Raw genomic sequence first — 19,406 nt, 5'->3', positions numbered from 1 at the left:
TGCATCAAATGCGGGGATAAAGCATGGAACGATAGAGCGAGCTTATGTCAATCATGTATGGATGCGTTGCTGGAACGGAATATCGATACACCGGCGGAGAAGATGTTTTAAAAAAATGGAGGGATTAGGATGGAAAAAGTGAAAATTACTCAAGAGCAAGCTGATGCAATTGAATATTTCAAAGAACACTTGGAACCAAAATTGAAAGGAATGCTCAATAGAGATTTAATAGCTGCCTTGAGTGACGGCTATGAAGTGGAACCAGAGTACCAATGTGGAGAATGGATTGCGTATAAAAGGTCGGACGGAACAACAATAATAGCAAAAATCGTTGAGGTTGAAGATGATTCGGTTTTAACAGATTACCAAGTAGCTGTATGTAATCAAAGATTTTATTTTCCTTCAATTCGTCACGCCACACCATCAGAAATAGCTGCTGAAAAAGAGCGGAGATTTTGGAGTGAAAATAACAGAAACACTTGGGAGCTTAAAGAAAATGATGTCATATATGACGAATCAGAACAGTATGCCACTGTTGTGGACAAAGTTCATATTGATAGCAAACGTGAGACGATAGTTATTTTTAAAGATGGAGAATGGGAGTTTCGTGACAATGTGGTTGAACAGTTCAAGGTGCTGTGCTTCGCTGAATCCCGTCTAGATAGAGGTGATGAGCATGCGTGAGATAAAGTTTAGGGGAAAGATTGCAATATCAAGCGGTTGGGCGTACGGACACTATGCACTAGTTAAAGAAAATGGACAAGAATATCCAGTTATATATGAGAATGGAAAACCTATAGTTGTTAGAACTCATACGGTCAGTCAATACACAGGCTTAAAAGACAAGCATGGCAAGGAGATTTATGAGGGGGATGTTGTAGAAGCTCCATATGACGGAGAAGGATTTACAGGGGTAGTTGTTTATGACTTATCAGAATTAGATTTCAAAGCAACGAACGGACAAGAAAATTATGGAAGTAACTTTCAATATCTAACTTGTGCTGATGAGATTAAGATTATCGGCAACGTACACGAAAACCCAGAATTATTGCGAGGTGATGAATAGTGAATGAAAAGGAAAGTATCCAAGAAATGCGCCAGAAATTGAATAAAATAGCATGGCAAAAAGAACAATCTGATAAAGAAAAACTATCATATGATTTTATTGCAATGTATTCTGGTTATTTAATCACCAAAGCAGAAGAAAAGATAAAGCTGCAGGAACGTGTGGACGGGATAATGCAAGAATACATTGCGCTAAAAAATTTGCATAACATTTCTGTTAAAGCAAGCGATATGACAACCAAAGAAAACCAACGCTACAAACAGGCTTTGGAGTTTTATGCGGATGAAGGTAATTATGTATTATGGAACTCTATGGTCAACAGCCAAACCGAGATAGAAAAAGATAAAGGCAAGAAGGCACGTCAATCATTACGAGGTGATGAGTGATGGACGATAAGGAACGGTTGGAAGAGATAGAAAAGGATATATTCATCAACAGAAAATCTGATATGACAAAATTACTTCATGGAGATGCGTTATGGCTTATCCAACAGGCTAATCGTGTGGAGAAATTGGAAAAGGAAAATGCTGTAATTTCAATTCAGTTAAGAACAGCAGAAATAAAAAGTATTGAATACAAACAGGCTTTGGAGTTTTATGCTAATCGAACGGAATGGATTGAAGGAGATATTTATTTGGACGCCGGAGAAAAAGCACGCCAATCCTTACGAGGTGATTCCCATGACAGTGTATGAAGAAGAAACCCACATACCATCCATCAGCGAATTACGTCAGCTGGAACATCGGAACAGTGTATTGCAGGTAGAGAATAATGAACTGCGACGGAAGCTTCGGAAATCAAATCAAACACTTGTGAAAGAGAATGAAAGCCTAAAAGAGCGCAATTACAGGCTTGAAAGACAACTTGAAGGTGTAAGAGTTAAAAAACAAGTAAAAGCTCGCACGATAGCTGTATATGACATTTACGATAACGGAAAACACGTATTTACCGGAACGGTTAAAGAATGTGTGGAGCATTTCAACATAAGTAGGAAAACGGTCTATTACTGGAGGGACCATCCGGGGAAAATGTCAGCGGTAATCGTCAAAGAAATAGGCTTAGAAGAATACAGGAAGCGAATAAGTTAGGTGAATATCTATGAATCTAACACATCTCATCACCAAAGCACGTGAAGCACTCAACCAGGGAGATCATGCTGCTGCAAGTAAATTATTGAAACAGATAAATGAGTTGTTGAACGCTAATAGATAAAGGGAGGAAAACAGAATATGAACGAATTAATCAAATTAGTTGAGGAATGGGCAAAAAATAAAGGATTGGACAAGGCAGATTCGAGTAAGCAATTTCTGAAAGTTACAGAGGAAGTGGGCGAGGTAGCTGCAGCGTTAGCAAGAGGTGATGTGGATTTACTACGTGATGGGATTGGCGATGTAGTGGTAACGCTTATTATCTTGGCTAGACAAAACGACATGGATTTATACGAATGTTTAAACCAAGCATATACAGAAATCGCAGACAGGAAGGGCCAAATGGTGAACGGGGTATTCGTGAAAGAAGCAGACCTATGATTAAAACCCTATACAAGCGCATAGAGGGGCAAACGTTAGTCATCGTGGGTGAATTATCGAATCAAGAGATAAAAGACCTTAAACAGGCTGGATATCGTTTTGAGGAACCGAATGTAAATAAACATGGGATAAGGGTGGAGGTGTAGAGGGTGGAAAACGCAAAAAAATTAAATTTGGATAATGTTTCATATGAACAACTAGAAGAGATGGAGCATGCTTTAGGTATGCCGAGGAAAGCAAGACCTTATAGGAATTATTTCAATTGTAGTGCCGATGACAAAAATTGGAACGACTTAGTCGATAAAGGATTTGCAACAAAGAGTAAATCATGGTCAGAAGACAAAGCTAATTTTCACCTAACTTATGAAGCAACTAAGCTTGTGTACGGTAAGCGAATGTCGAAAAAGTATTATAACGATTTATAAACCACAAGGGAGGAATGGGGTATGGCGAAAGCGATGGAATTAAACATAAAGGGTATCAAATGTGACAACTGCGATTACAAAAATATGGGTGTAAAGTTCGAGGAATACGACCAATGGTTGAATAAACCTTGTCCTAAATGCGGCGCAAATCTTCTGACACAAGAGGATGTAGACAGTATGGATATGTTAATACAAATTGCGGAAATGACAAACGAAATATTTCCTGATGGTTTTGATGGAGATGATTCCAAAGGGGAGGAATTTAACAAACGGATTAAAGGCGTGGTGAATATGGATGGCTCTGGCAAAGTGGATATTTCTTTAAGTGATGCCGATGACTAAACCCACCACCAAAGTAACAGGCCAAACCAAATTCGAATTAGTCTACCATATCCGCAAGAAAAAGGCAGAAGGATGGAAGGCTGGTAAAATACGTTACGAAGAAAAACGAGCTAAGCATTTCAGACAGCGTGGGAAATTCACCGAATATGCAGGGGATAGCATCACACAGCAGTATGTGTGCCATATGTGGAAGGAGGATGGGAGATGACACCAAACGATAAGGAATTGTTAGTCCAAGAAAATGATTATATGAAAAAGGAACTTAAGGAACGCAGAGAAAAGATTGAACAGCTTAGGCAAGATGTGAAGCGAGCTTATTTCGATGGATATAAGCAGGGCAGGTATGACGAACAAATGTGCATTTTGAATAAGGAGGACAAGTCATGAACCACATAGAAAAACCTAAGACGAGAAGCGAAGTGATAAACGAGCACTTCAAATCCGTCAACCATCCATCACACTACCAAGGCAAGACAGAAGTAATCGACATCATAGATCAAGCAGTAGATGGATTATCTGGCTCTGCTGCCTTTAACCGAGGGAATGCAGTTAAGTACATTATGCGTGCTGGGAAAAAAGGGGACGCTGTCACTGATCTTGAAAAAGCAATTTGGTATATAAAGAGGGAGATTGAATTGGAGGGGAAATGATGTTAAGCAAATTAGCAATCTGGTATCTAAGAAAGAGAAAAAAGTCAGTAATGATTGGGATGTTAGCGAACGGAGGTAACATTCAACAAAATAATAGGAACAGTTTCTTATATGACAATCATCTTTGCAACGTAAATTATTTCACATATGACGGTAGTCGTCTGGATTTACCTGAAAGGAAATTCCATTTCGAACTGGAGGGGAAATGATGCCAAGACGGCGGAAGAAATATAATGCTAGAAAAATAGCCTTTCAGGGCAACGAATTTGATTCCAAAGCAGAATATGAATACTTTCTCATCCTCAAAAATGACAAGCTGGTCAAAGACATAGAATTACAGCCGGAATACACGATCATAGACCCGTACAAGGTCGAATGCGGTCGATGTGATGGTAGAGGGCAGATATATAACCAACGCACTGGAAACTTTAATAAATGCACGTTATGCAAGGGATATGGAACAAGGACAAAGCAAGGGGCAAAGTATACAGCGGATTTCAAAGTTACTTATATCGATGGTCATGAAGAAATTATTGATGTTAAGGGCGGACCAACAAGCAGGGATTTTACATTAAGGCGCAAGCTGTTTGAAATTCAATCGGGCAAAGAACTGGTTATTGCGAAAAAGACACGAAAAGGGTGGGAGGTCAAATAGTGGACGATTTGCAAAGGAAAATCATTATGTGGAAAAAAGAGCTTGAAAGACAAGAAGCTAGTATGGGAGTCAAAATGATTTTTGACAGTATATGTGTTTATTTGGGAGAACAGGAACGGAAAAAACAGGAATTGATAGACAAGAATGAGCTATTGAATAACAAGTTAGACACCTGGATGCAAAGAACATTTCAAGCACAAGAACGCACTGAAAAGCTCTACAGGATAACCAAAGATTGTTAGAAAAACGAATGTAGGGAGGTCAAATAATGGTGACAGCCTTTCAGGTGCTTTTAATCATCATCATGGCGATAACAGCACTGGGAGCAATCGGAGAAAAAGATAGGAAACAGGCAAGCAACATGGCATGGGTTTGCGTCTGCAGCATGACGGCATTCATCGCAGCAACAGTCTGGCTTTAATATCATAAGGGGGCGGTATTGATGGACGAAAAGGCAGTTGAAAATTTAATCTATGAGTACCATTGGCGGCAAAAAGAAATGAACAGGATTAGTGGTATTTTATGGGGCGGGTTTTCCAGAGGCTCATCATTCGGACTAGTACAACAGTATGGAGAAGAAGCTGCCATGCCGAAAGCGAATGTTAGCATTAAGAGCGCAGCCGAGATCGATGCAATGGACAGAAGGGAACAACGGCTGTATAAACGCTGGGAAGAATATTACCACCATGTAAACGCTATAGAATCTATCGGGGACTATTTAGAGGATGAGCAACAGCAAATTATACTAGATTGCATGATGGAAGGGATGAGTTATCGTTCCATCGCTGATCATCTGGGAGTGAACAGAAACAAAATAAGGGAGTTAAAGGACAGTATGCTGTGCCAAATATGCCAAAAATGCCATTTCTTGCATGATTTGATAGATAAAAAATCGGCATGATAGACTGGAAGGGAGGACGGCGAGGTAAAATTCCCCAGGATAAGCGCTGACTCGATAAGAGTTGGTGCTTTTTATTTAGTATGTATTTAAGACCGTAAGGTCTATTAAGAATAAGCACTATAAATATTATGTAGTGGGGAGGAATGGTGATGCGATAATGGACAAATTTAGTGCAAAACAGCAGATTTTCGTGGATGAATACATTATTGATATGAATGCTACTCAAGCAGCTATAAGAGCTGGTTATAGCAAAAAAACAGCAAGACAGCAAGGACAGCGTCTGTTGACAAAAGCTGTCATTCAACAGGCTATTGAAAAACGCTTGGATGAGAAAAAAGAAGAGTTGATTATGAAGCAAGATGAAATACTCATTCTACTATCAGAACAAGCGAGACGCCAAGCGACCGATTATCAAGTAGTGTTGACTGAAAAGCCGAGGTTTGACGATGATGGAAATTTTCTTGGGATAGAAAAGAAACCGGAGATTGTAGAAGTGCCTACTCAAAATAAAGATGCCATCAAAGCACTTGATCTGCTAGGTAAACGCTATGCCATGTGGACTGAAAAACAGCAAGTCGAGAACATTACACCGGTATTCGTGGATGACATACCTGATGACGATGACTAAGCAACCGCAAATATCAATTGCTAAAGAAATAGGCGGTGGCTATAACCGTTTCTGGCATAATAAGCAGTTTTATAGAGTCGTTAAAGGCAGCAGGGGTAGCAAGAAATCCAAGAACACAGCACAGAATTTCATTTATCGCATTATGAAGTACCCATGGGCCAATTTACTTGTCATTAGACGGTACTCCAATACAAACAAACAATCCACATATACGGATCTCAAATGGGCGGCTAACAAATTAAAAGTTAGTCACCTTTTTAAGTTTAATGAAAGTATGCCGGAAATCACCTATCTACCAACTGGACAAAAAATATTATTTCGTGGCCTGGATGATGAATTAAAAATCACATCGATTACGGTGGATGTCGGTATCTTGTGTTGGTTGTGGGCAGAGGAAGCATATCAGATTGAGAATCCGGACAAGTTTAGGACGGTTGTTGAATCAATTCGCGGTACCTATGATGACCCGGAATTTTTCAAGCAAATAACTGTCACCTTTAACCCGTGGTCGGAGCGTCACTGGCTCAAACCGATGTTCTTCGATGAGGAAACCCGTGAAAAAGACACATTTGCTTATACAACCACATTCAGATGTAATGAATGGCTTGACGATGTAGACCGTGCCAGGTATGAGGATTTGTACCGAACCAATCCAAGGCGTGCCAGAATCGTTTGTGACGGTGATTGGGGCGTTGCGGAAGGTCTTGTATTTGAGAATTTTGAGGTTAAAGAGTTTAATCCGTTGGATAAAATCAAACAGATACAGGAAACTACGCACGGTATGGATTACGGCTTCACGAATGACCCGACAACGCTTGTTGGGTCTATTGTGGATCTGGCTAATAAAGAAATATGGATATATGACGAGCATTACGAAAAAGCTATGACAACGCAAGATATCTACACCATGCTTTCTGAAAAAGAGTTGCTTAAAACATCTATAACGGGAGATAGTGCAGAACCAAGGCTAATCAAGGAATTGGTATCTAAGGGTGTTAAAAGGCTTCACAAGTCCGTTAAAGGAAAGGACAGTATTATGCACGGAATAAACTTCTTGCAGGGATTTAAAATATACATCCACCCGACTTGCGAACACACTATTGAGGAATTCAATACGTACACCTTCAAGCAAGACAAAGAAGGGAAATGGTTGAATGAACCGATAGACGAAAATAACCATCTGATCGATGCCCTACGCTATAGTTGTGAAAGGTATCATTTAGGAAAAGGTAAGGATAAAAAGGATAAGTATAAAGCCCTCCAATCACTCGGTTTATAAGAGTTTTATACATTGACTTCATAGACGCATTACGTTATACTTTAGAGTATAGGGAGTGGTGTTTGTGAAGTATCTTTACTATAATGGATTGAAGTTCACGAGGGATGAAGATACAGGTTATTATCTCAACTCTTCGATAGGAAAAAGGATTCACAGATATGTGTGGGAGAAAGAGAAGGGCGCTATACCAAAAGGTTTTCATATACATCACATTAACCATGATAAGAGCGATAACAGGATAGAAAACCTTGAATTAGTGGAAGCAGGGAAACATCATAGCTACCATGGAGAAATAAGGGCAATCACCGACTACGACAACATGATAAAAAACCTAGATGAAGTTGCCCGACCTAAAGCTAGTGAGTGGCATGGTTCAGCTGAGGGAATCGCGTGGCACAAGAAACAATATAAGGCGACTAAAGATAAATTGCATGAAAAAGTGGTTTTGACGTGTGAACATTGCGGAGAGAGATTCAGTAACATAAAGCGCACGAGGTTTTGTTCTAACAAATGCAAGGCTGCTTGGCGAAGAGAAAGTGGTATAGATGATGAAGTAAGGGTGTGCGTTGAATGTGGTGAAAAGTTCACAATTAACAAGTACAGAAAAACGCAATGTTGCAGTAAGTCTTGTTCAAATAAACACTTCCCCAGATTACCGCAGTTAAAAAATATGATTGATTCTTAACATCTACATTCAGTAGGTGTTTTTTTATTACAAATACAAAGCGTTGCAGTCTCTAGGATTGTAGGAAGGAGGACATATGGCACAAGTAAATGAGTTTGAAACAGCACACTACAACTATGAATCTAACACAAAACAGCGCTTCTCTGATGAAGCGAACACGCATTATACCTATTCAAGTTCTGATAATCTTGTAAATAATCTTGATGATTTGAGCGAGATGATACAGCACCACCGACAGCACCAGCGACCTAGATTACAGGAATTGCAAGAATACTACAAAGGAAATAACAGCACGATATTACGTAACAAACGAAGAAAAGAGGATCACCTTGCGGACCACAGAGCAACACATAACTTCGCTAAATATGTGAGCCAGTTTATACAAGGTTATATGGTTGGTGTCCCGTTGAAAACGACATACACCAAGGGTGATGCGATAAACGAGAAAATACGTGATATGAACCGTGAAAACGATGCAGATGAACATAATTCTGATTTGGTGCTGGACCAATCAATATACGGCAGGGCATACGAACTGTTGTACCGAAATAAACAGGATGACACCCGATTCACCATCCTGAACGTGTTGGAAACGTTCGTCATATACGACGATACGGTGGAAATGAACCCTATAGTGGGTGTTCGGTATATTGGGAATAGATTCCAAGATGATGTGACTGTTTATGTGTATACAGACAACGAAATCGTCACATACAAAATGGATGATGCTTTCAATTTGACGGAAGATGACAGAAAACCGCATTATTTCAAAGGTGTTCCAATTATTGAATATGATAATAACTCATTCAGACAGGGTGACTTCGAGAATGCGATGAACTTGATCGATTTATACGATGCAGCGCAATCCGACACAGCAAATTACATGTCAGATTTGAATGATGCAATGCTGAAAATAAAAGGAAGTCTTGATTTAGATGTGGAAGAAGCCAAGAAGATGAAAGAAGCCAACATTATTATGTTGCAGTCGGAACAAAGCACAGACGGACGTTTCTCTGATGTAGATGCTGATTACATTTATAAAAAATATGATGTTCAAGGAACTGAAGCATATAAGGACAGGGTATTCAATAACATCCTCCTATTCACATCTATACCGAACTTGCTTGATGATAAAAAAGGATCTAGCCCACAGTCTGGTGAAGCGCTCAAAATGAAGCTGTTTGCCTTAGAACAAATGAGGGCAATAAAAGAAAGACTGTTTAAAAAGTCGTTACGTGACCGGTATCGATTAATAAACAACATAATGAGCATGGCATCCGAGGGTGAATTCGATGTCAATGATCTATCAATATCGTTTACTGAAAACTTACCAAAAGCAGTAGACAAAGAGATTGATTGGTTTAGCAAGATGGGCGGCCAATTATCACTAAGAACCATGCTATCTCAATTATCATTTGTCGAAAATCCCGATGAGGAAATGGAACAGATCGAAGAAGAAAATAAGTTAAACCAAGAATTGTATGGATTTCCAAAGAATGCGCAGGAGGTGACAGAGGATGCCGAGGAGGAGAATGAGTCAAAATAAAGAGACCCTACCTTCGACTGAACCTGATTTGCTTGATTTCAAGGAAGGTGTGAACGATTTTTTGGATAGAGGAGCCAAAATCGCTGTCTCTTTTGTAAAGCAAAATGATGGTACCGTGTCAGTGATAACTACCGATGGGGATCCTGTTGAAGTTATCGGACTTATAGACGTAGGGAAACAACTGGTTTTTGATGATAGATGGAGAAACAACAATGACGAATAGCTATTGGAAAAAGCGAGAACAAGACCACATAGCCAAACAACTTAAAAACGATGCAGCCATAGCGAAGCGCATTCGCCAGAAATACATGGATGCTATGGAGGAAATCCAAACGCAGATAGAAGCGTTTTACGGACGTTATTCTGAAAACGAAGGTATAAGCATGAGTGAAGCCAGAAAACGTGTCGGCAAGCTTGATATTGACAAATACAGCAAGAAAGCAAAGAGGTATGTCAAGCAAAAGAAATTCACCAAGCGAGCCAATGAGGAAATGCGTCTGTACAATGCCACCATGAAGATTAACAGACTGCAACTGCTTCGTCTAAACATCGAGTTGGAGTTAATGGCTGCCGTTAGTGATGAAGAACGTATATTGCTGCAGGAATTGACCAAACAGGCCAGGAGCGAATACCAAAGGCAGGCTGGCATTCTTGGTGAGTCGCTTAATTACAACGAAATGAGCATCGCTACTATCGTGAACGCTTCTTTCCTATCAGCAACATGGTCTGATAGACTATGGTCTAATCAGGCGGCTTTACGTGCTGAATTGGATAAGCTACTGAACCGAGGTATTGTTCAAGGTAAGAACCCTCGGGAATTGGCCAGAGACTTGCGTAAGACATTCAACACTAGTGTTTATAACTCCGAAAGATTGCTAAGAACTGAAATGGCAAGGGTGCAACAAGATGTATTTCAAGACAGCATGAAGCAAGCTGACATAGAAAGATATGAATATATCGCAGAACCGACAGCGTGTGATGTCTGTAGTGCGCTGGATGGTAAGATATTTAAGTTGTCAGATGCTGAACCAGGTGTAAATGCATTTCCCATGCATCCAAATTGTCGCTGCAGTCAAGCGGCTTATGTTGATCGTGAAGCTTGGGATGCTGAATTGAGAGCGAGGGGATTGTGAATGGTTGTATTGAAAGCATTGCTTTTGGGCTGGTTTCAGCAGAAAGGTAAGGTGATCCATTATCTCCCGCCCCTGGGTTACGGGTAATCTGTTTAGGTGGTGCGTTATGATTATTTATGAAGCTTATATTAATGGTGGAGATTATTACAATCCAATTCAAGAAGTAGGCATTTACAATGACTTTGAAATTGCGAAGAAGGAGGTGGAAAGTGCCTCTGAATATATAGAAGAGTTGTATGTAAATGTTTTGGAATTGAAAGGTAATCGATTCGAAATAACAGAAAGATGGTCACTAGATAAAAACGATAAAAACTCGATATGGAAGAAGGAAGAGTAATATTTGTCTTTAGCCAACAGACGCCATAAACAGGGCTATTTATTATATCTAAAATCAATCGTGCATGGGCATTTAACAGCTTAATAGAGTAATTGCATTCAATTAGTCGTATAAGGGCTTAAATAGCGTTTATGGGGCTTTTTTTCATGCCATGAAATAGAAAGCGAGAATGCGTGTGTGGGAATCGGAGGAAATGAAATGTCAAAACCAATAAATGTATTAAGCAATGATTTTTTCAAAAAACAAGCTGACCCATTGAAATTGAATTTGCAGTTCTTTGCTGAAGGTGACGAGGATCCACAGAACCCACCAGGTGATAGCGGTGAAGATAAAGGAGATGACTCACCAGAAAAGATTGAATTAACTGCTGATGAGTTAAAAAAGAAGATTGAATCAGAAGCAGATCGCAAATTAAACAGCGCCCTTGAAAAGAAGGAAAAAGAATGGCAAAAACAGCAACAAAAAGCCATCGATGATGCCATAGCCGAAAAAGAGCGCCTATCTAAGCTGTCTGAAAAGGAACGTAAAGAAGAACAGATGACCAAGCGTGAAAAGGAACTAAACGACAGACTGGCGGAGATCGAACGTAAAGAATTGCGTGCAGATGCCGTGTCGGATTTGAATGATAAAGGTTTGCCTGCTGACTTCGCTGACTTCCTGTTGGCAGACAACGCTGAAAACACGCTTGAGAATATCAACACTTTCAAAGATGCGTTTGACAAGGCTGTCAATGAAGCTGTTAAGGAGAAATTACGTCAGGACACGCCGAAAATAGGCGGTGGTTCAGGTGTGAATAAAGTACCATCAGTAAAAGAAATCGCAGCACAAAACAGATTGATAAAATAGGAGGAATTTACATGAAAAACAAACCGGAATTGTTGAAACTGAACATCCAACACTTTTCTGAATTTAATCCAGATAACGTATTATTGCAGGATGCAAGATCAGGTAAGATTCCAGAGGAACAAGGAACATTAATTTTGAAAGAAACAATCTCTAATTCGGTCATGATGCAACTGGCCAAGTACGAGGAAATGACAAAACAAAAGAAAACATTCAACTACCTAGCAGAAGGCGTGGGCGCTTACTGGGTTGGTGAGGGTGAAATCATCAAGACAAGCAAACCACAATGGCTCACTGCTGAAATGGAAGCCAAGAAACTAGGTGTCATTGTACCTGTTTCTCGTGAATTCTTGCAGTACAGCGTAACAAACTTCTTTTCGGAGGTGCGTCCGTTAATTGCGGAAGCGTTCTACAAGAAGTTTGACGAAGCAACTATTTTGGGTGTAGACAATCCATTTAGTCAGTCTGTTGCAAAGTCTGTAACAGATTCAAACCACGTGGTCGAGGGAGAGTTGTCTTATGAAACTCTCATGGACTTGTATGGACTTCTAAACGATGCAGACCATGATCCTAATGCGTTTATTTCCCGGAAAAACAACAATTCTGCATTCCGTGGCATTGTTGAAACATCAGGAAATATGAGCGTCCCTTTGTACGATCGTAATGCCAACACGTTAGACGGTATCCCAATCGCGAACTTGAAGTCTAGCGAATTGAAGAAAGGCGAACTGTTCGGTGGCGACTTTGACTTCGCTCGATACGGCATACCTTATAACCTGAACTATGCTATTTCCGAAGAAGCGCAACTTTCCTCTATTACAGGTGAGGACGGAAACCCAGTAAACTTGTTCGAGCGTGAGTTGATTGCTATTCGTGCGACTATGGACGTTGCGTTTATGGTGTTGAAGGACGATGCGTTCGCCAAACTTGAGCCAGGGGAAGATACTCCCTAAGGTTCCGCCGATTGGCGAGGCGGAGATTGGAAAAACATTCGAAATACAATAAGGAGCTGATAACGCATGGCTAAAACGAAAGAAGAATTAAAAGAAATGTTCAGCACTGGTAAAAAGCCTACAGGTGATGATTTTGCTGAATTGATTGACGGTGTGGAAGGTCCCCAAGGTCCAAAAGGCGATACAGGAGCTAAAGGCACCAAAGGAGATAAAGGTGACCAAGGACCAGTTGGCGCCGATGGATTCGGAACAGAGGAACAATATAACGATATCATTTCCCGATTAGAGGCTCTCGAAGGGGCTGAATAATAATGATGATAGATCGCATCAAAACATTATTAGATATTGAGGACGACAAGCAAGACAAAGTCCTCAATATCATTATCGAAAACGTGACAAGTCATTTATTTGGTAAATTAAAGAAAGTGAACAAGACTATCACGACCGTTCCGAGTGAGTTGGATTATATCATCGAAGAAATATCTATCAGAAGGTACAACCGCATTGGAACTGAAGGGGCTAAATCCGAATCTGTAGAAGGACACACGATTTCCTATTATGAATTGGATAAGGATTTCACTCCCTACGATGAGATCATTGATGACTACGAAGAAACACCACCAGAACCAAAAAGGGGAAAGGTGATGTTTATCTAATGAGATTTTCAGATAGAATTGCCTTTGTCAATGAAGGTGAACCATACTACGATCCGGTGAAAGGCGAGTATGTGGAGGGTGAACCAACTACTGATATAAAACCTTGTAAACTTTCTACAATGGGTGTAGACAGGACAAATGAGTTGTTTGGGCAGATTGATAGAGTTGTCACGATTGCTCGTCTACAGCACCCTTATAACAAGGAATTTGACTATGTTCTAATCAAAGAACAAAAATACAACGTAAAACGCCAATCTGATTACAGAAAAGGCGTTTTTTATTTGGAGGGTGTTTCTTCATGAAACTTAAAGGCGCTGATCAACTCATCGGTAAATTGAAACGAAACGCCAATCTGGGTGATGTGAAAAACGTCGTTAAGATGAACGGGTCAGAGATGCAAAGGAGCGCGCAAAGGTATGCACCAGTCGATACAGGTAATTTAAAGCGTAATATCAAATACAATTCCCAAGATGATGGATTTACCGCGCAAGTGGCGAGTGAAGCTGAATATGCAGCTTACCAAGAATATGGAACACGTTATCAAAGTGGTAAGCCACATGTTAGGCCAGCTTATCATGAACAAAAATCAAAGTTTGTAACAGATATGAAACGACTTATGAAATAAGGTGATGAAATGCCAATTGATCTAAAATCACCACAACAGCAGATATTCGATGCGGTTTATGCTGCATCGCTTAAGTTAGGGTATGCAACATTCGACTATTTACCAGCGAATAAGGTTGCATACCCTTTTGTGTTTGTTGGAGAGCAATCTGATCAAGACAGACGTAACAAATCCATCATATATGGTGATGTTCAGCAAACAGTGCACATCTATCATAACTATAAAAAACGTCGTGAATTAACAACAATGATGGACAAGTTGAAGGTGTCCTGTAGGTCACTTAAAAGAACTGAAAACTTTTATGTCACTTGCAAGAACATCACAGCGCAGACTATTACTGATGACAGCACTGCAGATCCGTTGCTACACGGCATTTTAGAAGTTGAATTTACATTCAATTAGGAGGTAATACCATGGCAGAAGAAGCACGCAAAGGTATGTTGCAAGGAAAAAATAAAATTCTATTGTTTCGTTTGTTGAAGGAATCAGAGAAAGAGGCTGCTAAGCTATCATTTCAGACGGGCCATACATTCTCCCTATCCAGGGATTCCGATTCCATCACCACAAAAGACGGTAAAATCGTCAAATTAGGTGAATTGGAAGGGGAAGTAACTGGCATTGAAGCTGTACAATCCAAAGATGATCCAGTCGCTGATATGTTGCTACAGGCAATGCTCAATGGAGAAAAACTGGAACTGTGGGAAGTAACGGTGGATGAAGATGTAAAGAACGAAGAGGGAAAATATCCAGCCATGTATGCGCAAGGGTATCTCACTTCATGGGAAGAAGAAGCAAGCGCCGAGGACGAAGCAACGTATTCTGGTGACTATTCCATTGACCTGGTACCGCAATTTGGGTTTGCTACTCTTACACCAGATCAAGAGGAAGCTGTCCAATATGCATTTCGCGATGTAAAAGCAAATTCAGAACCAGAAACAGAGCAAGAAGGAGAATAAGAGAGGGCAAATGCCTTCTCTTTTTTAATTTGAAAGGGGATAAACGTACATGGAAATGAAAATCAATGGTAAAGATGTAAAACTAAAATTTGGTGTGAAATTCTGCCGTATCATGGATGAAAAGCACAAGATCGATTATGAGGGCATGCAATTTGGTATGGGTGTGGTCAATGCACTCTTGGGATTAGAACAAAAAAATGTATCTGTCCTTTCTGACATTATCGATGCAGCGACCAAAAGCGAATACCACCAGGACGATGTAGACGATGCGATTGAGGATTATGCCGAAAGAGAAGGCGGACTCAAAAAGTTGTTTGAACAGGTTAAGAGTGAAATGGGAAAGTCTCCGGTCGTCCAGGAGACGGAAAAAGCATTCAAAAACGCCCCGAACGATACAAAAACCAATCAAAAGAAACCTACGAAGGCATAATATTAAACTGTTTTCGCTACTTGGGATATAAACATTTATCCGAAATTGAGGATATGAGTCTGTATGAGTACGAAATGAAGATGCAGGCATTTAATCTGTCACAAGTGGATAAACAACATGAAATGCATATGCAGGCATGGTTGAACCACCAAGTAACTGCCACAAAAGAATCTGGTAAAAAACAAGTTCCTGTATTCAAAAAATACGAGGACTTTTTTAATTACGAAAAATCACTGAAGCAAGTTGAAAAACCAAAACAGAAGTCTATTTCGCCACGAATGAAACGAATGGCAAGAATTGCCGCCAAATTAAATCGTGAAGGGAGGTAATCGTTATTGCCGAAACATATTCCGTAGAAGCATATTTAAAAGCCACTGGCGCCGATAAGTTTGCATCTGCATTTAAAAATGCATCTACCCAAGTAGACGGATTTAAAGGACATGTTGATAAGGCGTCATCTGGCATTAAAGGATTTTTAAAGGCTGCTGGTATCCTCTATGTCGCCAAAAAAGGTTTCGACATGGTTAGAGAGTCGGTCACCGGCGCTACCAAGCGCATTGACACGTTTGAACAATTCGAGCGAGTTATGAAAGCTGTCACCGGAAGTACATCAGAAACGAATAAAGCGCTGGACAAAACCAACGAGATTGTAACAGGCACGGGGTATACGCTAGACGGCGCGGCACAAGCTGTGCAGAATTTTGTTACGCGCGGATCAACCGTAGATAAAGCGACAAAGTATGTGGAAGCCTGGGGGGATGCCGTAGCCTTCTATGGTGACGGTTCGCAGGAGCAATTCGCTAACGTTACGGATGCGCTGGCTAAGATGAAAACCAAAGGCACGGTTGGCATGGACCAGCTTAACAGACTATTTGATGCCGGCATTGATGCTGTAGGCATGTATGCCAAAGCAACTGGCAAAAATGCGGATGAAGTACAAAAAGCGTTGTCGAACGGTAGTATATCAGCCGATGATTTTATTGATACAGTATCAACAGCCATGATGGAAGGCACAAATGGTGTCATTAAGATTAAAGGTGCAGCCAAAGATGCTGGGGCTACCTGGGGAAGCACCTTCGCTAACATGAAAACAGCAGTTGCTCGTGGTGTAGCCAACATTATCACAAGCATCGATGACATGCTAACAAGTAATGGATTGCCAGATATGCGTGCTATGGTTAAGTCCTTCGGGGACAAGTTTGAATCAGTGTTGTCAGGAATAGCAAAGGGAATACCCGCGGTTATTAACAAAATAAAAGGATGGTATGATGCAGCACAAGAATATATAGGGCCTGTTGGAGATTTGTGGGACAGTTTAAAAGACAAAATTGAGAAGTTCAAAGAGATCCTTTCACCAATCTTTGATAGTATGAAAAATTCTTTTCAAACTCTTTTAGATTCGGTCGGTCCAATAATGGAATCAATAGGCAATCTTTTTGAAAGTTTATGGCCGATTATAAAAATGGTCGCAGCGGTAATAATGGGTTCACTTATAGTTGCGTTTGGAGAGATGAGTGCTTGGTTTTCGGCAATTGTAGCATCTGTAGGTCCTATAATAAAGGCATTTTTTGACTTGATCGACATGTTCGTTAACGTCGGTAAAGCGATTTATGCATTGTTTACGGGCGATTTTTCCGGAGCGCTCGATTATTGGAAGCAAGCAACGGAAGATTCGATATCTGTTGTTAAGGGATTGTGGGATGGTGTTGTTAACTTTATTAGTACATTCGTGGAGACAATCATCGGGTTCTTTAAAAATCTGTGGGATGTGCTGGTTGGTCACTCTATTATACCAGATACAGTAAACGCCATAATCGATTGGTTTACTAAGTTGTTTACCGAAGGACCGAAGATTATATGGAATATGGTTAAAAAAGTAATTGGTTTCTTTGGAGACTTATTCACTAATGCTGGCAAAAAAGCAACCGATTTATACAACGGAGTGAAACAGAAATTCGGTGAAATGAAAGACGCCGTGGTCAAAAAAGTATCTGAACTTTATCAAGGTGCAGTTGATAAATTCAACGCGATGAAAGACAAAGTTAGCAGCGTTATGGGGCAAGTGAAAGGATACGTGTCTGATAAATGGAATCAAGCTAAAGACGCAACAGTGACGGCTGTATCAAATATTAAGACGGCGGCTGCTGATAAGTTCAATCAGGCGAAATCTGCTGTATCAGAAAAGATGTCATCCATTAAAAGCACAATATCCGACAAATGGTCACAGGCGAAGTCTAAAACGGTCGAATTTGCGGGAAAGATACTTTCATCTGTAAAAGATAAATTCGGAAAAATGAAAGGTGCAGTATCAGAGAAGTTCGAAAGCGTTAAGGGGGCAGTGTCAAAAGGGATGTCGGGTGCCTTAGAAAAAGTAACTGCTATGAAAGACCGATTCTTTAGTGCTGGCAGTAATATAGCCGGGACAATCGCCGATGGTGTTCAAGATGGCATTGGAAAGGTAAAAGAAGCTATTGGAACAGTTACTTCTAAGATACGTAATTTCTTGCCATTTTCCCCAGCTAAAGAGGGACCGTTACGAGATTTAAATAGACTTAATTTCGGAGGGACTATTGGAGACAGTATTAGACACGCATTACCCCAAGTACAAAAACAAATGAACCGTTTAGTTGCGTTGCCAGATATAACTTCGCCGGACATTGGAGGGCAAGTCGCAAGTATAAACAGAATGGCCAATAAGCGCATTACAAGTGATATACAAAGCAATGTAACGGTAGGTAAGCAACCTATCGTGGTAAACGTGTACGATAACAAAGAAGCTGTCAGAGCGTATGTTAACGAAAATAACGCGGTAGATGCACAGATAAGGAGGTTTTGACGATGGACGCGCAAATATATAAGCCAAGCGGCGAAACCTTCACATTAGAGGAATACGGCATCATTGCGCATGATTTCAAAGTATCATCTATAGAGATCAGTCCGGAATATCAACAGGTTGACGGCGGGGATGGAAATATTGATTACGGCGCTGTGTTTGGCAATCGTACAATTTCCGTCCCCTTTACGATGAAAGCGTACGATTTAATGGATTACCCATTGTTGCGCGATAAACTGTTCTCTTTAATTTTGGATAAGCGTCCGTTTTATATCAGGGAATTGCGACGTTCTAAATATCAGGCTTATTCATTTGTTGATCTACATGAACCGGCGAAAAACAGTGAAGAATCCAGCAACATGTATGTCGGCGGAAAACGGTATTTGGTTCGATTGCAGAACACTTTCGAATTAGAACAGATGCTCAAATACGGTGATGGTGAATTAGTATTTGAAACAACCAATTTACCATTCGCCGAGTCCATCGGCACCACAGCAGACATTGATAAAAATGGCTTAACCTATGACTCTGGTATATGGGCATATGGAATGGGATTACTATACGAAGATGAATCCCACCAGTACACGCACACCGGCACATCATTCAGGATATACAATGCTGGGAATGTCCCATTGCATCATCCGTTTGAAGAAGAATTAAAAATAACCATCAGTGATGTTTTAGGATCGTCTAGTTATCTGGAATTAACCAATACAACCACCGGAGATACGTTTCGTGTCAATGAAGGTGTGGGCAGTGATAAAACTATCGTATTAGATGGCCCGAATATCACAAATAACGGATTACAGTACTTCAGAAAGACGAACAGAAAATTTATAACATTGGTTCCCGGATGGAATCAGTTCACGATAAAAGGCGCATCGAGTGCGAAGGTTTCATTCGATATGCCTTTTTATTATTTGTAAGGGGTGAC

Annotated in this window: 35 protein-coding genes; all 35 read left to right on the top strand. The window is 40.4% G+C overall.

Going from position 1 to position 19,406, the window contains the following annotated elements:
* Positions 1-129: 129 nt before the first annotated feature.
* Positions 130-684, top strand: a complete 555-nt coding sequence (locus tag ACFSMW_RS06715; RefSeq protein WP_390354187.1) for a hypothetical protein — start codon at positions 130-132, stop codon at positions 682-684.
* Positions 677-1,066 carry a YopX family protein gene (locus tag ACFSMW_RS06710; RefSeq protein ID WP_390354185.1) on the top strand — a complete coding sequence of 130 codons (390 nt, stop codon included), beginning with the start codon at positions 677-679 and terminating at the stop codon, positions 1,064-1,066. The genes ACFSMW_RS06715 and ACFSMW_RS06710 overlap by 8 nt, the downstream gene beginning before the upstream one ends.
* Complete coding sequence (locus ACFSMW_RS06705; RefSeq protein WP_390354183.1) at positions 1,066-1,452, top strand: hypothetical protein; 387 nt, start codon at positions 1,066-1,068, stop codon at positions 1,450-1,452. Before ACFSMW_RS06710 ends, ACFSMW_RS06705 begins: the two co-directional genes overlap by 1 nt.
* Positions 1,452-1,760 (top strand): hypothetical protein, encoded by a 309-nt coding sequence (locus ACFSMW_RS06700; RefSeq protein WP_390354182.1) that lies wholly within the window; start codon positions 1,452-1,454, stop codon positions 1,758-1,760. Before ACFSMW_RS06705 ends, ACFSMW_RS06700 begins: the two co-directional genes overlap by 1 nt.
* Positions 1,747-2,154, top strand: coding sequence for an MreC domain-containing protein (locus ACFSMW_RS06695; protein ID WP_390354180.1), 408 nt, complete (start codon positions 1,747-1,749; stop codon positions 2,152-2,154). The genes ACFSMW_RS06700 and ACFSMW_RS06695 overlap by 14 nt, the downstream gene beginning before the upstream one ends.
* Positions 2,155-2,295: 141 nt before the next feature.
* Complete coding sequence (locus ACFSMW_RS06690) at positions 2,296-2,595, top strand: MazG-like family protein (protein ID WP_390354178.1); 300 nt, start codon at positions 2,296-2,298, stop codon at positions 2,593-2,595.
* Entirely contained in the window at positions 2,592-2,741 is a 150-nt protein-coding gene (locus ACFSMW_RS06685) for a hypothetical protein (protein WP_390354176.1), read from the top strand. The genes ACFSMW_RS06690 and ACFSMW_RS06685 overlap by 4 nt, the downstream gene beginning before the upstream one ends.
* Positions 2,742-2,744: 3 nt before the next feature.
* Positions 2,745-3,020, top strand: coding sequence for a hypothetical protein (locus tag ACFSMW_RS06680; protein ID WP_390354174.1), 276 nt, complete (start codon positions 2,745-2,747; stop codon positions 3,018-3,020).
* Positions 3,021-3,041: 21 nt separating this feature from the next.
* On the top strand, positions 3,042-3,362 hold the full coding sequence (locus tag ACFSMW_RS06675) for a hypothetical protein (protein WP_390354172.1): 321 nt from the start codon (positions 3,042-3,044) through the stop codon (positions 3,360-3,362).
* Complete coding sequence (locus tag ACFSMW_RS06670) at positions 3,355-3,570, top strand: hypothetical protein (protein ID WP_390354171.1); 216 nt, start codon at positions 3,355-3,357, stop codon at positions 3,568-3,570. The genes ACFSMW_RS06675 and ACFSMW_RS06670 overlap by 8 nt, the downstream gene beginning before the upstream one ends.
* Positions 3,567-3,749, top strand: a complete 183-nt coding sequence (locus ACFSMW_RS06665; RefSeq protein ID WP_390354169.1) for a hypothetical protein — start codon at positions 3,567-3,569, stop codon at positions 3,747-3,749. Before ACFSMW_RS06670 ends, ACFSMW_RS06665 begins: the two co-directional genes overlap by 4 nt.
* Positions 3,746-4,012, top strand: coding sequence for a DUF3310 domain-containing protein (locus ACFSMW_RS06660; protein WP_390354167.1), 267 nt, complete (start codon positions 3,746-3,748; stop codon positions 4,010-4,012). The genes ACFSMW_RS06665 and ACFSMW_RS06660 overlap by 4 nt, the downstream gene beginning before the upstream one ends.
* Positions 4,013-4,220: 208 nt before the next feature.
* The gene (locus tag ACFSMW_RS06655) at positions 4,221-4,667 is read left to right on the top strand and encodes a DUF1064 domain-containing protein (protein ID WP_390354165.1); all 447 of its coding nucleotides are present in this window, start codon (positions 4,221-4,223) and stop codon (positions 4,665-4,667) included.
* Positions 4,667-4,909 carry a hypothetical protein gene (locus ACFSMW_RS06650; RefSeq protein ID WP_390354164.1) on the top strand — a complete coding sequence of 81 codons (243 nt, stop codon included), beginning with the start codon at positions 4,667-4,669 and terminating at the stop codon, positions 4,907-4,909. Before ACFSMW_RS06655 ends, ACFSMW_RS06650 begins: the two co-directional genes overlap by 1 nt.
* Before the next feature lie 26 nt (positions 4,910-4,935).
* Complete coding sequence (locus ACFSMW_RS06645) at positions 4,936-5,088, top strand: hypothetical protein (protein WP_390354163.1); 153 nt, start codon at positions 4,936-4,938, stop codon at positions 5,086-5,088.
* A gap of 21 nt (positions 5,089-5,109) precedes the next feature.
* Positions 5,110-5,568, top strand: coding sequence for a sigma-70 RNA polymerase sigma factor region 4 domain-containing protein (locus tag ACFSMW_RS06640; RefSeq protein ID WP_390354162.1), 459 nt, complete (start codon positions 5,110-5,112; stop codon positions 5,566-5,568).
* 157 nt (positions 5,569-5,725) lie between these two features.
* Entirely contained in the window at positions 5,726-6,196 is a 471-nt protein-coding gene (locus ACFSMW_RS06635; protein WP_390354160.1) for a terminase small subunit, read from the top strand.
* Positions 6,189-7,475: a PBSX family phage terminase large subunit gene (locus ACFSMW_RS06630; RefSeq protein ID WP_390354744.1), complete on the top strand. Its 1,287-nt coding sequence runs from the start codon at positions 6,189-6,191 to the stop codon at positions 7,473-7,475. Before ACFSMW_RS06635 ends, ACFSMW_RS06630 begins: the two co-directional genes overlap by 8 nt.
* A gap of 64 nt (positions 7,476-7,539) precedes the next feature.
* Complete coding sequence (locus tag ACFSMW_RS06625; RefSeq protein WP_390354158.1) at positions 7,540-8,160, top strand: HNH endonuclease signature motif containing protein; 621 nt, start codon at positions 7,540-7,542, stop codon at positions 8,158-8,160.
* Between the two features lie 76 nt (positions 8,161-8,236).
* The gene (locus ACFSMW_RS06620; RefSeq protein ID WP_390354156.1) at positions 8,237-9,706 is read left to right on the top strand and encodes a phage portal protein; all 1,470 of its coding nucleotides are present in this window, start codon (positions 8,237-8,239) and stop codon (positions 9,704-9,706) included.
* Positions 9,678-9,929, top strand: coding sequence for a hypothetical protein (locus ACFSMW_RS06615; protein WP_390354155.1), 252 nt, complete (start codon positions 9,678-9,680; stop codon positions 9,927-9,929). The genes ACFSMW_RS06620 and ACFSMW_RS06615 overlap by 29 nt, the downstream gene beginning before the upstream one ends.
* A complete protein-coding gene (locus ACFSMW_RS06610) occupies positions 9,919-10,839 on the top strand; it encodes a minor capsid protein (protein WP_390354154.1) in 921 nt (306 codons plus the stop codon). The genes ACFSMW_RS06615 and ACFSMW_RS06610 overlap by 11 nt, the downstream gene beginning before the upstream one ends.
* 106 nt (positions 10,840-10,945) lie before the next feature.
* Positions 10,946-11,176: a hypothetical protein gene (locus tag ACFSMW_RS06605; protein WP_390354152.1), complete on the top strand. Its 231-nt coding sequence runs from the start codon at positions 10,946-10,948 to the stop codon at positions 11,174-11,176.
* Between the two features lie 198 nt (positions 11,177-11,374).
* Complete coding sequence (locus tag ACFSMW_RS06600) at positions 11,375-12,022, top strand: DUF4355 domain-containing protein (protein WP_390354150.1); 648 nt, start codon at positions 11,375-11,377, stop codon at positions 12,020-12,022.
* Positions 12,023-12,033: 11 nt separating this feature from the next.
* On the top strand, positions 12,034-12,972 hold the full coding sequence (locus ACFSMW_RS06595; protein ID WP_390354148.1) for a phage major capsid protein: 939 nt from the start codon (positions 12,034-12,036) through the stop codon (positions 12,970-12,972).
* A gap of 66 nt (positions 12,973-13,038) precedes the next feature.
* A complete protein-coding gene (locus ACFSMW_RS06590) occupies positions 13,039-13,281 on the top strand; it encodes a collagen-like triple helix repeat-containing protein (RefSeq protein ID WP_390354147.1) in 243 nt (80 codons plus the stop codon).
* A gap of 2 nt (positions 13,282-13,283) precedes the next feature.
* The gene (locus ACFSMW_RS06585) at positions 13,284-13,628 is read left to right on the top strand and encodes a phage head-tail connector protein (protein WP_390354145.1); all 345 of its coding nucleotides are present in this window, start codon (positions 13,284-13,286) and stop codon (positions 13,626-13,628) included.
* Positions 13,628-13,930, top strand: a complete 303-nt coding sequence (locus ACFSMW_RS06580; RefSeq protein ID WP_390354144.1) for a hypothetical protein — start codon at positions 13,628-13,630, stop codon at positions 13,928-13,930. Before ACFSMW_RS06585 ends, ACFSMW_RS06580 begins: the two co-directional genes overlap by 1 nt.
* The gene (locus ACFSMW_RS06575; protein WP_390354142.1) at positions 13,927-14,253 is read left to right on the top strand and encodes an HK97-gp10 family putative phage morphogenesis protein; all 327 of its coding nucleotides are present in this window, start codon (positions 13,927-13,929) and stop codon (positions 14,251-14,253) included. The genes ACFSMW_RS06580 and ACFSMW_RS06575 overlap by 4 nt, the downstream gene beginning before the upstream one ends.
* 9 nt (positions 14,254-14,262) lie before the next feature.
* On the top strand, positions 14,263-14,655 hold the full coding sequence (locus ACFSMW_RS06570; protein ID WP_390354140.1) for a hypothetical protein: 393 nt from the start codon (positions 14,263-14,265) through the stop codon (positions 14,653-14,655).
* An 11-nt stretch (positions 14,656-14,666) separates the two neighbouring features.
* Entirely contained in the window at positions 14,667-15,209 is a 543-nt protein-coding gene (locus tag ACFSMW_RS06565; RefSeq protein WP_390354139.1) for a phage major tail protein, TP901-1 family, read from the top strand.
* A 49-nt stretch (positions 15,210-15,258) separates the two neighbouring features.
* Entirely contained in the window at positions 15,259-15,639 is a 381-nt protein-coding gene (locus tag ACFSMW_RS06560; RefSeq protein WP_390354137.1) for a tail assembly chaperone, read from the top strand.
* A 20-nt stretch (positions 15,640-15,659) separates the two neighbouring features.
* Positions 15,660-15,968: a hypothetical protein gene (locus ACFSMW_RS06555; protein ID WP_390354135.1), complete on the top strand. Its 309-nt coding sequence runs from the start codon at positions 15,660-15,662 to the stop codon at positions 15,966-15,968.
* A gap of 191 nt (positions 15,969-16,159) precedes the next feature.
* The gene (locus ACFSMW_RS06550; protein WP_390354134.1) at positions 16,160-18,475 is read left to right on the top strand and encodes a tape measure protein; all 2,316 of its coding nucleotides are present in this window, start codon (positions 16,160-16,162) and stop codon (positions 18,473-18,475) included.
* Positions 18,476-18,477: 2 nt separating this feature from the next.
* Positions 18,478-19,398 (top strand): phage tail domain-containing protein, encoded by a 921-nt coding sequence (locus ACFSMW_RS06545; protein ID WP_390354133.1) that lies wholly within the window; start codon positions 18,478-18,480, stop codon positions 19,396-19,398.
* The last annotated feature ends 8 nt before the right edge of the window (positions 19,399-19,406 follow it).

The organism is Tigheibacillus halophilus, from assembly GCF_042683165.1.
Taxonomy (GTDB): domain Bacteria; phylum Bacillota; class Bacilli; order Bacillales; family Amphibacillaceae; genus Tigheibacillus; species Tigheibacillus halophilus.
Note: the sequence above shows the minus strand (reverse complement) of the source record. Positions and strands in the feature narration are given on the sequence as shown.

Excerpts from the sequence above, each read along its gene's own strand:
- ACFSMW_RS06715 (WP_390354187.1), top strand. The coding sequence starts at position 130 with ATGGAAAAAGTGAAAATTACTCAAGAGCAAGCTGATGCAATTGAATAT.
- ACFSMW_RS06710 (WP_390354185.1), top strand. The coding sequence starts at position 677 with ATGCGTGAGATAAAGTTTAGGGGAAAGATTGCAATATCAAGCGGTTGG.
- ACFSMW_RS06700 (WP_390354182.1), top strand. The coding sequence starts at position 1,452 with ATGGACGATAAGGAACGGTTGGAAGAGATAGAAAAGGATATATTCATC.
- ACFSMW_RS06695 (WP_390354180.1), top strand. The coding sequence starts at position 1,747 with ATGACAGTGTATGAAGAAGAAACCCACATACCATCCATCAGCGAATTA.
- ACFSMW_RS06690 (WP_390354178.1), top strand. The coding sequence starts at position 2,296 with ATGAACGAATTAATCAAATTAGTTGAGGAATGGGCAAAAAATAAAGGA.
- ACFSMW_RS06685 (WP_390354176.1), top strand. The coding sequence starts at position 2,592 with ATGATTAAAACCCTATACAAGCGCATAGAGGGGCAAACGTTAGTCATC.
- ACFSMW_RS06675 (WP_390354172.1), top strand. The coding sequence starts at position 3,042 with ATGGCGAAAGCGATGGAATTAAACATAAAGGGTATCAAATGTGACAAC.
- ACFSMW_RS06670 (WP_390354171.1), top strand. The coding sequence starts at position 3,355 with ATGACTAAACCCACCACCAAAGTAACAGGCCAAACCAAATTCGAATTA.
- ACFSMW_RS06665 (WP_390354169.1), top strand. The coding sequence starts at position 3,567 with ATGACACCAAACGATAAGGAATTGTTAGTCCAAGAAAATGATTATATG.
- ACFSMW_RS06660 (WP_390354167.1), top strand. The coding sequence starts at position 3,746 with ATGAACCACATAGAAAAACCTAAGACGAGAAGCGAAGTGATAAACGAG.
- ACFSMW_RS06655 (WP_390354165.1), top strand. The coding sequence starts at position 4,221 with ATGCCAAGACGGCGGAAGAAATATAATGCTAGAAAAATAGCCTTTCAG.
- ACFSMW_RS06645 (WP_390354163.1), top strand. The coding sequence starts at position 4,936 with ATGGTGACAGCCTTTCAGGTGCTTTTAATCATCATCATGGCGATAACA.
- ACFSMW_RS06640 (WP_390354162.1), top strand. The coding sequence starts at position 5,110 with ATGGACGAAAAGGCAGTTGAAAATTTAATCTATGAGTACCATTGGCGG.
- ACFSMW_RS06635 (WP_390354160.1), top strand. The coding sequence starts at position 5,726 with ATGGACAAATTTAGTGCAAAACAGCAGATTTTCGTGGATGAATACATT.
- ACFSMW_RS06630 (WP_390354744.1), top strand. The coding sequence starts at position 6,189 with ATGACTAAGCAACCGCAAATATCAATTGCTAAAGAAATAGGCGGTGGC.
- ACFSMW_RS06620 (WP_390354156.1), top strand. The coding sequence starts at position 8,237 with ATGGCACAAGTAAATGAGTTTGAAACAGCACACTACAACTATGAATCT.
- ACFSMW_RS06615 (WP_390354155.1), top strand. The coding sequence starts at position 9,678 with ATGCCGAGGAGGAGAATGAGTCAAAATAAAGAGACCCTACCTTCGACT.
- ACFSMW_RS06610 (WP_390354154.1), top strand. The coding sequence starts at position 9,919 with ATGACGAATAGCTATTGGAAAAAGCGAGAACAAGACCACATAGCCAAA.
- ACFSMW_RS06605 (WP_390354152.1), top strand. The coding sequence starts at position 10,946 with ATGATTATTTATGAAGCTTATATTAATGGTGGAGATTATTACAATCCA.
- ACFSMW_RS06600 (WP_390354150.1), top strand. The coding sequence starts at position 11,375 with ATGTCAAAACCAATAAATGTATTAAGCAATGATTTTTTCAAAAAACAA.
- ACFSMW_RS06595 (WP_390354148.1), top strand. The coding sequence starts at position 12,034 with ATGAAAAACAAACCGGAATTGTTGAAACTGAACATCCAACACTTTTCT.
- ACFSMW_RS06590 (WP_390354147.1), top strand. The coding sequence starts at position 13,039 with ATGGCTAAAACGAAAGAAGAATTAAAAGAAATGTTCAGCACTGGTAAA.
- ACFSMW_RS06585 (WP_390354145.1), top strand. The coding sequence starts at position 13,284 with ATGATGATAGATCGCATCAAAACATTATTAGATATTGAGGACGACAAG.
- ACFSMW_RS06580 (WP_390354144.1), top strand. The coding sequence starts at position 13,628 with ATGAGATTTTCAGATAGAATTGCCTTTGTCAATGAAGGTGAACCATAC.
- ACFSMW_RS06575 (WP_390354142.1), top strand. The coding sequence starts at position 13,927 with ATGAAACTTAAAGGCGCTGATCAACTCATCGGTAAATTGAAACGAAAC.
- ACFSMW_RS06570 (WP_390354140.1), top strand. The coding sequence starts at position 14,263 with ATGCCAATTGATCTAAAATCACCACAACAGCAGATATTCGATGCGGTT.
- ACFSMW_RS06565 (WP_390354139.1), top strand. The coding sequence starts at position 14,667 with ATGGCAGAAGAAGCACGCAAAGGTATGTTGCAAGGAAAAAATAAAATT.
- ACFSMW_RS06560 (WP_390354137.1), top strand. The coding sequence starts at position 15,259 with ATGGAAATGAAAATCAATGGTAAAGATGTAAAACTAAAATTTGGTGTG.
- ACFSMW_RS06550 (WP_390354134.1), top strand. The coding sequence starts at position 16,160 with ATGGTTAGAGAGTCGGTCACCGGCGCTACCAAGCGCATTGACACGTTT.
- ACFSMW_RS06545 (WP_390354133.1), top strand. The coding sequence starts at position 18,478 with ATGGACGCGCAAATATATAAGCCAAGCGGCGAAACCTTCACATTAGAG.